The organism is Spirosoma harenae, from assembly GCF_054776975.1.
Genome location: NZ_BAAHBD010000013.1, coordinates 94,933 through 108,847, shown reverse-complemented (window position 1 = coordinate 108,847; position 13,915 = coordinate 94,933). Strand labels below are relative to the sequence as shown.

Annotated in this window: 11 protein-coding genes; 4 read left to right on the top strand and 7 right to left on the bottom strand. The window is 45.6% G+C overall.

Annotated elements, in window-relative coordinates:
* Positions 1 to 13: 13 nt before the first annotated feature.
* The 7 genes from ACYVE4_RS19050 to ACYVE4_RS19020 form a co-directional block, all read right to left on the bottom strand.
* On the bottom strand, positions 14 to 1,024 hold the full coding sequence (locus ACYVE4_RS19050; RefSeq protein ID WP_461041787.1) for a FecR family protein: 1,011 nt from the start codon (positions 1,022 to 1,024) through the stop codon (positions 14 to 16).
* A gap of 140 nt (positions 1,025 to 1,164) precedes the next feature.
* Complete coding sequence (locus tag ACYVE4_RS19045) at positions 1,165 to 1,767, bottom strand: RNA polymerase sigma factor (RefSeq protein ID WP_461041786.1); 603 nt, start codon at positions 1,765 to 1,767, stop codon at positions 1,165 to 1,167.
* Between the two features lie 362 nt (positions 1,768 to 2,129).
* Entirely contained in the window at positions 2,130 to 3,245 is a 1,116-nt protein-coding gene (locus tag ACYVE4_RS19040; RefSeq protein WP_461041785.1) for an alpha/beta hydrolase, read from the bottom strand.
* A gap of 60 nt (positions 3,246 to 3,305) precedes the next feature.
* Positions 3,306 to 3,935: a cupin domain-containing protein gene (locus ACYVE4_RS19035; protein WP_461041784.1), complete on the bottom strand. Its 630-nt coding sequence runs from the start codon at positions 3,933 to 3,935 to the stop codon at positions 3,306 to 3,308.
* A gap of 91 nt (positions 3,936 to 4,026) precedes the next feature.
* Positions 4,027 to 4,524: a helix-turn-helix domain-containing protein gene (locus ACYVE4_RS19030; protein ID WP_461041783.1), complete on the bottom strand. Its 498-nt coding sequence runs from the start codon at positions 4,522 to 4,524 to the stop codon at positions 4,027 to 4,029.
* A 23-nt stretch (positions 4,525 to 4,547) separates the two neighbouring features.
* A complete protein-coding gene (locus ACYVE4_RS19025) occupies positions 4,548 to 4,904 on the bottom strand; it encodes a hypothetical protein (protein ID WP_461041782.1) in 357 nt (118 codons plus the stop codon).
* A 248-nt stretch (positions 4,905 to 5,152) separates the two neighbouring features.
* Positions 5,153 to 5,833: a hypothetical protein gene (locus ACYVE4_RS19020; protein WP_461041781.1), complete on the bottom strand. Its 681-nt coding sequence runs from the start codon at positions 5,831 to 5,833 to the stop codon at positions 5,153 to 5,155.
* Between the two features lie 364 nt (positions 5,834 to 6,197).
* Here ACYVE4_RS19020 and ACYVE4_RS19015 point away from each other — a divergent pair, with 364 nt between their 5' ends.
* The 4 genes from ACYVE4_RS19015 to ACYVE4_RS19000 all read left to right on the top strand — a co-directional run bounded on the left by ACYVE4_RS19015 (position 6,198) and on the right by ACYVE4_RS19000 (position 13,843).
* Positions 6,198 to 7,076, top strand: a complete 879-nt coding sequence (locus ACYVE4_RS19015) for an MBL fold metallo-hydrolase (protein ID WP_461041780.1) — start codon at positions 6,198 to 6,200, stop codon at positions 7,074 to 7,076.
* Positions 7,077 to 7,470: 394 nt separating this feature from the next.
* Positions 7,471 to 10,089 (top strand): ATP-binding protein, encoded by a 2,619-nt coding sequence (locus ACYVE4_RS19010; RefSeq protein WP_461041779.1) that lies wholly within the window; start codon positions 7,471 to 7,473, stop codon positions 10,087 to 10,089.
* Between the two features lie 145 nt (positions 10,090 to 10,234).
* On the top strand, positions 10,235 to 11,608 hold the full coding sequence (locus ACYVE4_RS19005) for a DUF418 domain-containing protein (RefSeq protein WP_461041778.1): 1,374 nt from the start codon (positions 10,235 to 10,237) through the stop codon (positions 11,606 to 11,608).
* A gap of 75 nt (positions 11,609 to 11,683) precedes the next feature.
* On the top strand, positions 11,684 to 13,843 hold the full coding sequence (locus ACYVE4_RS19000) for a sensor histidine kinase (protein ID WP_461041777.1): 2,160 nt from the start codon (positions 11,684 to 11,686) through the stop codon (positions 13,841 to 13,843).
* Positions 13,844 to 13,915: the final 72 nt, after the last annotated feature.

Sequence of the window (13,915 nt, the reverse complement as noted above, 5' to 3'; positions counted from 1 at the left end):
TAAGGAACAGGTATTAGCGACTGATGTAAAGCTGGTTTTCCTGACGGGTTATTTTCAGGCCATTGATTGTAGAAAGTGCGTCGATCAGGTCGTCCAGATTTTCCGAGGGCACAACGCCGGTCATGCGTTCCTGCGCGATGCTGGGGTCGGTGAACGTAACGGTCAGGCCAAATGTGGTTTCCAGTCGGGACGTAACATCGCTTAGGGACGTATTATCGAGAATCCACTGCTGATTTGTCCAGTCATTGTAGCGCTCCGGCTTCACGGATCGTTTCGTCAGCTTTTTCTGCTCGCTTGAAATCTCAACAAGGTCGCCGGGGGCCATCACGATACTTTTCTGCTGTGCACCCTGTCCCACGTCCAGCTTGACTTTTCCGGAGTTCAACACGACTTGCGTAGCTCCTTTCCGGCTTGCTACGTTGAACCGTGTGCCTAACACCTCAACATTCAGATCGTTTGTATGAACGATGAAGCGCGTCGGCACTGGTTTTTTCACTACGTTGAAAAACGCTTCGCCCGTGAGCCAGACTTCCCGCGTTTGTCCATCCTGCCAGTTTGTAGCTAGTTTGAGCGTCGAGTGCGCGTTCAGAATCACCTGCGATCCATCGGGTAGGGTGATGGTTTGGGTCTGACCATAAGCAGTTTGGTACTCGGGCGTTGTGCGTTGATTCAGGTAATACAGCAGGCTACCCAAAAAGGCAATTCCAGACAGAACGGCCGCCCAGCGTGCCCATTGCCGGGAAGACCAAAGTGACCGAATAACGGGCTGTTCGAACTGCTTTTGCTGGCGGGTCTCGTTAATCCGACTCCAGACGGTGGTTTGTTCGCCCGGATCTGGCAGGTCTTCACGGAAGTTCAGCAAAAGAACAATTTGCCGAGCTTCAGCAATTCGTTCCTGCTTCTCAGGATGCTGATCGAGCCACGTTTGCCAGAAACGTTCATTTTCGGGTTCTGGGTTTTTAACCCATTCCTGAAAATGAGGGTCCAAAGCAAAGTCTCCGGCTGAGTAATCATCGATGTGCATTCGATTCAGTTTCGGAATTAAGAGTGATTTTACTCTAATCTGAAAACTGGCCCCAACCTCATCGACAAAATGAAAATATTTTTAAAAAATATAATTTTCCGAGTAGAACGAGTCGGAGAATGAATGGTCAAACGATGGATTTAGATACTGGAATCGATAAAAAGCAGTACTAGACTAATGGGAGTAATATTCTTGCGTAAGACGCTTAACGCTTTGGAAATCAGGTTGTATGACGAATCAATATTCATCGACATAATTGAGGCAATCTCGTCGTATGACAGATTATTGTAGAATTTCAAAAAGATTGCTTCCTTCTGTCGTTGTGTCAACGTATTAAGGGCTTTCAGGATACGTTCAGTTTGTTCGTCGCTCAGTTGTTCGGCGATGAGATGGGTTTCATACGGCGGTACAAAATCAAACCCGCCCGAAATCGGGTCATTCTCGACTAACCATGGTTTTGCTTTAAGTTGATCGAGCAGCGTATACCGCATGGCTTTGAACAGGTAATATTTAATGGACGTAGTATCACTAAGATTTTCCCGCTTTTCCCATAGTTCGATGAACAGGTCATGAATGCAGTCCTGCACTAAATTTTTGTCGGGTGTAAACTTGCTGGCGTAGTTGTAGAGAATTTTAAAATACCGGGTATAGATTGCCTCGAACGCGGCTTCGCTGCCTTCCTTAAAGGTTTTCCATAGTATTGCCTCATCATCAACCGTATTTCCCCTTTTAGTCCATTCCATTCTGAGTGGTTACCAGCGAGTTAACTAGTCAGTCTACACGCTAGAATAACTCAGCGAGATAAAGAAAGTTATAGGGGAATAGAAGATAGTTCAATCAATACGTGTACATGGGCAGCGTAGTTCAGCTAACTGTGGCAATGCTAAATTCAGGCAAACGTTTGTCCAGTAAAAGAGGATTTTCTAGCTTATTCAGGCAGTGTAATAGCTCCCTTTGTTCGTAAATAGGGGGAGTAAGTCCCACTTTATCAAACGCCCCAATAAAGAAGCCGACACATGAACGCTAACGCTTCTTTGTCTTAAATAGGAGCGTTTTCTTGAGACACTTGTCATTATAGAGTTCTCCAGAAAGCTATCCGACATGCCTACCGAACACCCTCTCGTTCGTTAGACTCAAATGTCAAATATGTATTAAAGAATGGAAACAGTTCCGTGTAAATCCTACCTTCAAAACCGCCTATATTAGTCACATGACCACCAATGTATTCTTCCGCAAAATGCTTTACCTTGTTGGCTTCGAGCATTTTGCTGAATTGAAGGCTGGCAAAGGGCACATTCTTGATTTCTTCGTTTCGACCCCAATCAAGCTTTAACGCCCTTAAACTTTTCAGCCCAGCCAGATGCTTCTCAATCATATTGATCGGGAAATTGGCCTCCCATTTTCGCTTCGTCTCTTCATCCACCATCATCCGGTCGCCACTATAACTTACCGGCATTTTAGCCGAAAGAAAGGTTTTTCCAGCTTCATCCGGTGAATACGCTCGGGCCAGATTGGCCAGCGCTTTCGTATAAAATTTTGTAAAATCATTTCGTTTAATGAGGTCACCCATTATTTCCGCTTCGCTATATTGATTTCTAAATGAATCCATGTGTTTGAAGGCCGGCATATCTATACTAAAGTCACCGCCCCAGCCCAAATTACCAGGACTGAGGGCATACACGGCTCCAAACACATCCGGATAAAGCATACCAACTTTCAAAGCGCCATTGCCGCCCATCGAATGGCCGCTCAGTCCTCTACTGTTTCGATTAGCAATCGTTCGATATCGTTTATCAATATAGGCAACTACATCTTTGGCAATGTAATCAGCCCAGTTTCCAGTAAGTGTTGAGTTGGTATAAAAACCTCCGCCCAACTTCGTATCGCTGTTGGGTAGGACCAAAATCATGGGCTGGATACGACCATTACTAATAGCCGCATCCATTAACTCATGGAAACGCCACCAGGCCATCACAATGCTGTCACCGCCCATTTCCATCCCACCATGCAAAAAATAAACGACTGGATAGCGCTGGTTGCTGGCTTCATAGCCGGGCGGCAGGTAAATGGTAATCCTGCGCATAGGATCTTCTCCGGCGTGATTGCCCTGAAGCGAAGGCGCTACGAATTTTTCGATGATCAGTTTTCCCTTTTGCTGATTCTGTGCAAAAAGGTTTTTCAGAGAAAACAATATGATTAAACCGAGCAGAAACGGTTTCATGGATGTAGGATTAAGAAGACGGAATGATGATTTACTTTACGGTTGTACAGCGCTAAAGTCTTACCCTTTCAGCCCATATTTATCCATGATAGGCTGCCGCTGCTCCTCGAACATGGTGATTCCATACCGAGTATACAATAAATTCATTTTATCAGTGGCTTCTTTCGAGGTGAGCGCAACACCCCGCTTCATCAGGTCAGGAATCAGCTGTTGAAACATTTCCTCCAGGAAGTTTTCAAAGTCCTGATTAAAAAACATGTCAATAAAACGGACTGGTTGATCAGTCGCATTCCAGTAGGTATGAACAATGCCGTGCGGCCGCAGATGCCAACCGCCAGCTTTAACTTCATACACCTCTTTGCCGACCAAGACGCTGACGGTGCCCTCTTGGACAAACATAATCTCATCCAGATCTTTATGCACGTGAGGAGCGGGTCCCATAATTTTGGGGCCAACTAGGTTCTCTGTACAGGAAAATTGACCGTTGGTCTGACTGCTGCGCACTTTCACTCGGCCATCCACACCGGATGGCCCTATTTTTAAGGGTTCCGGCGAGGGAGGCAGATAAAAGGGTTTGAGTGGCCCCCGTTCCGTACTCGCTGGGGATGAGGCCAGGGACTGAGCTGACGAAGAGGATGGAGCAGTCAGGCCAGCCAGCAGGCCGGTAGCCAGGAAATGTCTACGTTCCATAACAAGAATGTTTGTTATGCAAAAGTGAAGACCTTCCTATCGTGGCTAGTGGTACAAAAACGACTTTTTGCCGCTCACCGACCTGTACACATTATTCGTGCAAGCCCAAGAGTCGTTCGGGAGCCTGATTGTCCAACTGAAAAAATGAGGGGGGAGTAAGCCCAGTGATGGCTTTATAGTCTCTGACTAAGTGCTGATAGTCGTAGTAGCCACACTGAAGGGCAATGCTTAACCAGTCTTTATGGGGTTGGGCATTTTTCATCAGAAAGGCTTTATCAAAGCGGGAAATTCTGGCCAGTTGGGGAGCGGGTACGCCCATCCGCTCTTTAAATTTTCGCTCGAATTGCCGGGGGCATAAACAGGATTGGCTGGCCAGCCAATCCATCGAAATAGCTTGTGAGTTTTGCCACAGCAGTTGAGCTACCTGATCAATACCGTGCGCATCCTTTTTAGATCGTCTGATTAGTTTTGCGACAAACACTTCCACCCATCCAATCATTTCAGCATACGAGCTGGCATTTTTTAACTGTTCGGTTACAGTCCGTATATCTGATGAAAACACAGCTTCTGCATCGATATAGGTATTCATCAGCTCGTAGGCTGGAATGCCCGTTAATCGAAATAAAACACCGGGTTGAAACCGGACAGATACAAAAATTCCTGTCCTACATACCGATTGGTCACCAGTGTATGTTGACCATGTAGGAAGGCTACAGGTCTCTTGGTTTTAGAGGTTTCTCCTGGATATTGAACGTATTCGGGGTCCCGCAGAAAAAATTCAATGGAGTCGCCGGTTTTTGGGGTATAGGCTTTTACTGGGATCGGAGCATCTGGGGGAAACTCCAGATGGACGATACCGATATTTTCGATGTAGTGACGTAACGCCGGGCTGGGCAAAAAACCTTTCAGCAGCATATCCCCTAATTGACGTTTGTCTGCTAAAGGTAACAGGTTTAGTGAATTTTTCACCAACCCGTTGCTGGCTGTTATACCTCGAATTTATCTATTCTCCAACCAATACAAAGCTGATGTAAATAAACTTATGAGTATGAGAAACTGATTTTTTGTAATGACTCAATAAATGCCTGAATAATCGATATGTATATTACTCCCCGTCTCAGGTGGGAGGGTTTTGTGCTAATATATAATCCTTAATTGTCTAACCAACCTACTTGGAAAAATGCCAGAGTTCACCTGAACTGCACCAGTAAGGTTGGCTATTTATTCGCTTTTCTAATTAAGTGACTGCCAATCAAAATACTCCAAAATGGAAAAGTTAACACGCCTAGTAAGGAGCCAATATCAATAAAATAATGTAAAAAAATATTGGCTGAGGTAACCGGAACGTTGATTACTTCATCTAGAGAAGCAGCCGGTATACGAAGATGAATAGGGCTGACAAAAATAGCATACAGCACAAAGAACATTCCCACTAGGATCAGACCAAATCCGACAATCAGACCAAACCATCTAAGTCTATTTGACACTAGCCCTGCTAATTGCCAACTGACACACATAACCCATAAGCCAACCAGCCCTTGAGGAACTGTATAAAAACCATCCGAAAGAATTTTTGGGAATATTAGTAAGGCAAAAAATGCCGTCCAGATAAGTGCGCCAATGCCTAAATATACCGTCCACTGAGCGTTTGCTGACGTTTTCTGCTGGAGAAGTCTATGTAAGGAAAATGCAGCGGGAATCATTAATAAGAACTGAAGAGCTAACCCACCGTCATGAAACCGCTGAAATACGATTGCTTCAGTTAACTTATCATTACGATACATTAAATAAACAATCAAACAAACAATGACAAGAATACCTATGATACCACTAGCAACTGCGCTCCATCCAGCCGCACGAGAATTAGCTTGATCCCTGGTAAACGTTCGCAGTGACATTGCCTGATTAGTCTAGAGGTAGGGTTTATTTTAAGTAGCTCGTTCGTAATGGGAATGAAGGTAATGAACTCTGGTTGGTTGTCTACTAAATTGTGTATCAGTTGTTAATAATTTATTTAGTCATCATTTCTTATTCATCATCCTATAATACGCCCTAATTATATGGTAGATACCTGATAACTCCTTCGTCTCACGTGGGAGCGTTTTCGCAAGACATTAATTTTTTAATAGCTGTCAAATACAATCTGTCGAATACTGAACAGAGCAAAAGTGGAAAAGACCATAATCTAACGCTTAGAAAATTACCATGGCTGCTAAACAAACCGGATAGAATGCTGTAGTAGTAGTCAGTCCCCGTACGTAAATGACACTGACGATAACTGGTTATTCGACCGCCCTGTTTTCAACCTGGTATTTCGTTGAAGAGCTACGAGTATTACTCGATGCGGGCGATGGCATAGCCCCCACCCTCTTGCAGAAGTCGCGCAAGATTGACCATATTTTCCTCTCGCACGCTGACCGCGACCACCTAACTGGACTCTTGCGCTTGAATGAACTAAACGCCCGCGACGGATTTCCAGCCGTTTATTATCCTGCTGATGCGGGCTCTATTTCAGCGCTAGAAACCTTTTCCAAACAATTTGATGGGCGAGTCAAAAAAACGATATGGCACCCCATTGGTGATCAGCAACACATTCAGCTTCGGAAAGACTTATTTGTGCAATCGGCTCGCAACAATCACGTTGTTAACGCACAACCGCATCAAATAAAAAGCTTGGGCTATCAGATTTACCAAACTAAAACTAAGCTCAAATCAGCGTACGTCGGCCTGTCGGGGGAAGCCTTGCGGCAGTTAGCCCAGCAGGTTGGACGGGAAAATCTTACCGATGAAGTCAGGACAAACTTACTAGCCTATTCAGGCGACACACCCGCCGAAAACTTTGAACAGTGGAATAATACGCAGATCTTGATTCACGAAGCGACCTTCCTCACCCGAGCTGAATTGGCTAGCTTAGAAACGAACCGGAATCAACACAGTACGCTGGAAGATGTTTTAGCGGCTGTTGCTGATCTTACCATTAAAACGCTGATTTTAGGACATTTCTCGTCGAGGTATTCAGCAGAAGAAATAGACAAGGCCATTCGTCGTTTCTGCACCGCCTTTCAGGTAACAATTCCAGTTCATCGGCTTCTACCGGGTCAAACGCATTGGGATATTTTGCGAAGTGATCCGGTTAACTAACTGGACTAGTTACTGAGTTGTTGTAGCCCTACTGGCCGATGGACAGTATATAAAAATACAACGCTTCCCGGTTGGGACAGACCCTAAAGCAGTCACGGTTCGATAATCAGTATCTCGCGGAATGGAGGGATTTGTGAGACTTCGTTTACTGTCGTTACTAATCTTTTATTCACCGACTAAGGGAATGTCCTAAACGGTATAGCTTTTGTCCCAAACCGTATTGTTCGCTTAGCGTTTAGGGCCTTATTTTAGCGTGACAAAGGCGTGGCAGTAACTAGTTTTTCTATAACCTTATAGTTAGTCGCTTCCGTCTGTTTAAGCTGATATAATGAAACCCTACACGATTGTATGTTTACTAGTTCTCACTTGTTTAAGCGGCTTGAAGGCGCAGTCAGTGAGCAAGCTATATTCCGTAAAAATTGATAGTCTTCACGCGCTCATCACTCAGCAACCCAAAGACGATACAACTAAAGTGAAATGGCTAAATTATTTAGCCCGTTTTTGCTTTTCTGATATGCAGTTCCAACGGGGGTTACTGGCAACCCGTCAAGCCCATCAGCTAGCCAATAAACTGCAGTATGCAAAAGGAGATGGCTTGTACTGGCTCACATTGGACTATTTCAACGAATATACGCTCCATGTCTATTCTTATTATTACTATCTGGCCAGGTGGTCTTATAGCGACAGAAAGCAATCGCAAGAGGCCTTTCAACTCGGCGGGCCCATACCTGATCTTCGGAAAAATCCAACAGCAAAAGCCCAAATGCTGGCGGCTATCAACTACTTTGAAACCCATCTGGATCGGGAAATCCTGGCCAACCTGCTGCTTGCTTACGTAGGCTACATTCCCCGAGAGCAACAGGCTCCCTATCTCGAAAAAGCCATTCGTCTATTCCGGGAAAATAATCAGCCAGCACTTCCCTTTTTCGTTTACAGATCTGAAATGCAGGTGTTTGAAAAAGAAGGCAAATTAAAGGAAGCCAAGAAGACTGAAATGGAGGCTCGAACCATTCTGGCCAACACAAAAGAGAGTCGCCAGAAAGCCTTAATGTATTACTTCCTTGGTCAACTATATTCGTCTCAACAGCGAAGGGATTTATGTTTTGAATTTGTTACCCAGGCCGAGAAACTACTGGAAAAATTCGGTGAGAAAGAACTACGCATTAGCGCTCTTTATCACCTGGGAATACTCGGTTACGATTTGAATTTGCATCGGAAAACCGTCGAGTATTTAAAAAAAGCCGTTGCTCTGGCCTCGGAAGATAAGAACCGAAATGCAGGTAGACTAGCCGATCATTATCTTCAGATTGCGTTCTCTTTGGTCAGCCTGAAAGAATTTGAGCAGGCCAACTACTTTATCGAAAAATCTCGTCAAGTACCGCTCGGTCAATACAATGAAAATTTCAAAAAAATTATTACCGCTCGACAATATGATGCAACCGGGCAGCTATTGATGGCGCAAGGTAACTATCAGGGAGCTTTGAAAAACTTTGCTCAAGCCCTTGCCTATGGTAACCAGACATCCGATTCGACATGGCTGGCTTCTTACATGACCTTATACAGCGCTCAATGCTATCAGAAACTAGGCCAACTCCAGGAAAGCATCAAGTATGGCAAGATAAGCTATGCCAAATCCCCGCCACTCTCTGGTCAGTACCGATTAGCATTGCTGTTGCTGGCTGAGGTGTTTGAAGAAGCCGGGCAACCGCTGGAAGCCTACAAGTATCTGAAAGAATATCAAAAACTTCGAAAAGAATCCGACCAGAAAAACGAAGCCAATTACCTGGCAGACGTGGAAATCCGATCGGTTATTGACGAAAAAAATCGACTAAAACAGGACAAACTGATTCAGGATCAGCACATCCTGGCCATCGAAAAACAGCGGGAAATCGATGGCTTAAAAGCACAGGCAGCCAATCAGTTGCTTCAGAGCAGAGCCGAACAGGCCGAATTGGATAAAAAGCTCGAAAAGGAACGACTAGAAGCTAAGGCACTTCAACACAAACGCCAGCAAGATTATCAGATCTCGCTGTTGAATCTGGACATCGATAACCAACGCAAAATCAGAACCGGGCTTCTGGGTGGGCTGGCTCTGTTCGCTTTATTTGTCGTTGGGTTAGTTCGTCAAAACCGGATCAAGCAACGCTTCAATCACACCTTGGCTACCCAAAAAGGAGAGATCGAACAGCAACGCGATCAGTTGAACTATACACTAACTGAGTTGAAAAGCACTCAGGATCAATTGATCCAGAAGGAAAAACTAGCCAGCTTGGGCGAACTGACGGCAGGCATTGCCCATGAGATTCAAAACCCGCTCAACTTCGTCAACAACTTTTCAGAGGTCAGTGCTGAACTCGTTGAGGAATTGAAAGAAGAAGTACAGGCTGGACATACCGAAGATGTACTCGCCATCGTCAATGACTTGTGCAATAATCTACAAAAGATCAATCATCACGGTGGCCGAGCCAGTAGTATTGTCAAAGGCATGCTCGAACACTCTCGCACTGAATCGGGGGAAAAACGACCGACTAATCTGAATGCGCTAACAGAGGAGTACCTTAAGATTGCCTATCACGGCTTTCGAGCCAAGGACAAAACCTTTACTTGTGAATTAGTGAGCCATTTTGATCCTACGCTAGAATCAATCGCAGTGGTACCACAGGAGATTGGCCGAGTCCTGTTGAACCTCTACAACAATGCGTTTTATGCCGTCTCGGAGCGGAATAAACAACGTGACGATCCTGATTATAAACCGGCCGTTGAGGTCCACACACAATGGCAATCTGATCGGATCTTGATCTGGGTACAGGATAATGGTACAGGGATTGCGGATTCAGTGAAGTCCAAGATTTTCCAGCCTTTTTTCACCACTAAACCCACGGGTGAAGGCACAGGGTTAGGCTTATCTCTGAGTTATGATATTGTAACAAAGGGTCATGGCGGAACGCTCACCGTGGAAAGTCAGCCAGGAGTAGGAACTAAATTTGTGATCTACTTGCCTGCCAGAAGTTAATGGCCTTCAGTACCTAAAGTGGCCAGCAATTTTCTACTGTCCCAAATGAGATAGTTTATGACTCAAACGGGATAGCCCACTCTGCTTGATCTCGTTACTTTTGACTATCAAGTACGCATTATTCGAACCCCTACTCTTTTAATCTATGCTTTCCGCTTCAATTTCTCCTACACCAAGTGTTGCGGCTACTGCCGGATTGCCGGACCACCGCCCTGTTGCTCAGACTGAGCGCATCCAAACCATCGACATCCTGCGGGGTGTTGCCTTACTGGGTATTTTGCTGATGAACATTCCGTACTTCAGCATGGCCGAACGATTTAGTGATGCCTTTAACCACAATCCAGGCGATGTCAATTTCTGGTTGGATGCATTCATTAACATCGTCTTCGAAGGGAAGATGCGCGCTTTATTCTCTATGATTTTTGGCGTAGGCATCATTCTGTTTATGGCCCGGAAAGAAAAAAGTGGCAAATCGGCAACTGGTCTATTTTTCCGGCGGATGGGCTGGCTGGTGCTGTTCGGTCTCATCGACGCTCACGTACTGCTCTGGTTTGGCGACATCCTATATTACTATGGCGTAATTGGCATGATTGCTTTCTGGTTTCGGAAGATGAAACCGGTTTATCTGGCTCTCGGTGTGCCCTTGGTTGCGATCATCGGCTTTGTGTTGAGTACGATGTTTTATCAGAATGTGCGCGATAAACGAATGGCTTTTTTAGCCGTACAGAAAGCACAGCAACAAGGACAAACACTATCCAAAGGCCAGCAGCAAATTATTCAAAACTGGAAAGAAGCCGAAAAAGAGTTCTTTCCGAACAAAGCCGAAATTGCCGAACATACCCGCAAAATGAAAGCACCGGACTATCTCACGGTGGCTTCGCGCTACCGGAAAGAGTCTTGGGACGGGCAAACCAAATACCTGATTTTTGGGATCTGGGACCCGCTCGCGCTGATGCTGCTAGGTATGGCTCTTTATAAATGGGGCTTCGTAACTGGGCAATGGCCCCGCCGACGGTACTGGCAAACTATGCTATTAGGCTACGGACTGGGGTTACCGCTGGTTACGTTCAGCTTTTACTACTACTATCAGAACATTCCAAGTTCATGGGCTTTCATTACGTATATGGAACAGCATCCTGTACAGTGGGTGGGGCTGATATACCCTTTTCAGCGAATACTACTGGTGATGGCCCACGCCAGTCTGCTTATTCTGTTGATACAATCCAGGGGAGCAAAAGGACTTCTGAACCGATTAGGAGCTGTGGGACAGATGGCGTTTACCAACTACGTGATGCATACGTTGATCTGCACGTTCGTCTTTTTCGGTTATGGGCTAAATCAATACGCTGAGTGGGAGTTTTACCAGCTTTACTTTTTAGTAACCGCCATCTGGATTTTACAGTTGATTATCAGTCCGATTTGGCTGCGCTATTACCAGTTCGGACCACTCGAATGGGTGTGGCGAAGTTTGACCTACTGGCAGCGACAGCCTATGCGCCGGACAAGATTGGTCTTGTAGGCATACAATTAGACCTTCATACAATAGGCATTGCATCAGACGGGCAATGCCTATTTTGATTCTTTCGCACTTCTTATGCTTCGTTTTTTCCTTCGTTGCCTGTTAGCAAATCTATTTTTCTGGTTGTGTTTATGCCGTGCCTGGGCACAGGATACGACCCTGGTGCTTGATACGTCCCGATTCAATTCAGTCCAACTACTTAACCTGTCCCGGATGAATGGTTGGGTATATGCGCCAGGCCATAACCCCGACTGGGCTAAACCCACTTTTAAAACAAAAAACTGGCGCAGGTTTAAACCAGCCGAGTTGTCGATTAAAGAGGCTGACAAAAATGGGAAAGTAGATGGCTGGTTTCGACTCCGTATCCGGCTCGATTCAACCTGGAAAGGCATAGCTTTAGGGCTGAGAAACGGTAGCTGGGCCGCTACAGAGGTCTACATCGACGGTCAACGGGTGGCCTCTTTTGGGAATACCGGTACAAACGGGAAGCCGTACCACGATCATCATCACCTTGATCAACTTCCAGAGCCAATCTGGTTAACGACCGGAGAGGTACATCTGCTGGCGATCCATTTGGTGGATTATGTATCTCCTTTCCTCCATTATCCTGGTCGAAAATTGCAATCAGAAGTGTTTTCGAGCCCGGCACAAGCGGTTCAGCTTACCGGGCCACGTTATTCGCACAATCTGCAGGCTGAAGTTAAACAGGATGTAGGGTACAAAGGCCTATGGTTCGGTACATGGCTTTTGATGGCCATCTGTTTCTGGCTACTGTCCTGGCTGAAATTTTCCGAAAAACGAAGCTTATACTTATTAGCCATTGGTGGAACGTTTGCGAGTATATCCAACTTCGTCCGCCTGCTGCAATTTGCCAATCCTTCCTTCGCTATTTTGTTCGGAGAAGCTTGCATCGTTGGATTATGCCTGTGGCTCACGATGGTTTTAGTATTGCTTACCCTTCGGACTATTTTCGGTTATCGTACCAATCGTCGATGGTCTACTTTATTGATTGTCATAGCCATTGCAGGAGCTGCGCTGGATGCTTATGTAGGTAACGATACGATTATTTCGATTGCCAACTTTATTGATCAAATCGTTATCATTTATTTACTGATAACCTCCTGGAAACGACTACAGGGGGCTCAGTGGGCCATTGTGGTTGGAACCTTGATTAGTGTGCTAGGCAGTACAGTGTACGCCGTTCTCGCTTTTACTGATCTTTCGTTAGCCTATGCTACTTTCCATATCGTGTATTCCGTTATCTCGCTTGGTTTTCCGATTGGATTTATGGTCTACATTGCCCTTCGGTTCAAGGAGATTTTAGCCGAAGTTCGAGCAAAAGCGGCTGCTGTTGTGCAAATCACGGAAGAAAAGCGAACGATTCTTGCCGCCCAAAACCAATTTCTTGAACAACAGGTCGAGCAACGCACGGCCGAACTAAAAGCTTCACAGGCCCAGCTCATTCAGAAAGAGAAACTAGCCAGCTTAGGTGAATTGACTGCCGGCATCGCCCATGAAATTCAGAACCCCTTGAACTTCGTCAACAACTTCTCCGAAGTGAGTACTGAACTGATTGATGAATTGAAGGAAGGTCCTTTTCAGAAACTGCCTGACGAGGAAAAAGAGTACGCCGACGAAATACTGGGCGATCTGAGCAGCAATCTGAAAAAGATTAACCACCACGGTGGGCGAGCCAGTAGTATCGTCAAAGGTATGCTCGAACATTCACGTACCGAGTCAGATGAGAAACGGCCCACCGACCTCAATGTGCTTGCCGATGAGTACTTCAAGATTGCTTACCACGGTTTGCGAGCGAAGAATAAAGATTTCAACTGTGAATTAATCACCGACTTTGATAAGGCGGTAGAGCCGATCAACATAGCACCCCAGGAAATTGGACGAGTACTGTTGAATCTCTACAACAACGCCTTTTATGCGGTTTCGGAGCGAGCCAGGCAACGTAGTGATTCTGACTACAAACCAACAGTTGAGGTTCAAACGCAGCAACAGCACAATCAACTAGTGATCCAGGTGAAGGACAACGGTATGGGCATTCCTGACTCGGTGAAAGCCAAAATTTTTCAGCCCTTCTTTACCACCAAACCCACTGGTGAGGGCACAGGGCTGGGCCTCTCGCTTTCCTATGACATCATCACCAAAGGCCATGGGGGAACGCTGACTGTAGAAAGTATAGAGGGTGAAGAAACCCAATTTAGGGTCGAACTGCCAGCTTAGTTAAACCCTAACTTATTCCTGTTTGAAAGTGATTAAAGCAGTTACAGTAGCAAAATAACCAGCAATCATAGT

What these genes read in the sequence shown, in the direction of transcription:
- ACYVE4_RS19050 (WP_461041787.1), bottom strand. Translation starts at nt 1,024, where the DNA reads ATGCACATCGATGATTACTCAGCCGGAGACTTTGCTTTGGACCCTCAT.
- ACYVE4_RS19045 (WP_461041786.1), bottom strand. Translation starts at nt 1,767, where the DNA reads ATGGAATGGACTAAAAGGGGAAATACGGTTGATGATGAGGCAATACTA.
- ACYVE4_RS19040 (WP_461041785.1), bottom strand. Translation starts at nt 3,245, where the DNA reads ATGAAACCGTTTCTGCTCGGTTTAATCATATTGTTTTCTCTGAAAAAC.
- ACYVE4_RS19035 (WP_461041784.1), bottom strand. Translation starts at nt 3,935, where the DNA reads ATGGAACGTAGACATTTCCTGGCTACCGGCCTGCTGGCTGGCCTGACT.
- ACYVE4_RS19030 (WP_461041783.1), bottom strand. Translation starts at nt 4,524, where the DNA reads ATGAATACCTATATCGATGCAGAAGCTGTGTTTTCATCAGATATACGG.
- ACYVE4_RS19020 (WP_461041781.1), bottom strand. Translation starts at nt 5,833, where the DNA reads ATGTCACTGCGAACGTTTACCAGGGATCAAGCTAATTCTCGTGCGGCT.
- ACYVE4_RS19015 (WP_461041780.1), top strand. Translation starts at nt 6,198, where the DNA reads ATGACACTGACGATAACTGGTTATTCGACCGCCCTGTTTTCAACCTGG.
- ACYVE4_RS19005 (WP_461041778.1), top strand. Translation starts at nt 10,235, where the DNA reads ATGCTTTCCGCTTCAATTTCTCCTACACCAAGTGTTGCGGCTACTGCC.
- ACYVE4_RS19000 (WP_461041777.1), top strand. Translation starts at nt 11,684, where the DNA reads ATGCTTCGTTTTTTCCTTCGTTGCCTGTTAGCAAATCTATTTTTCTGG.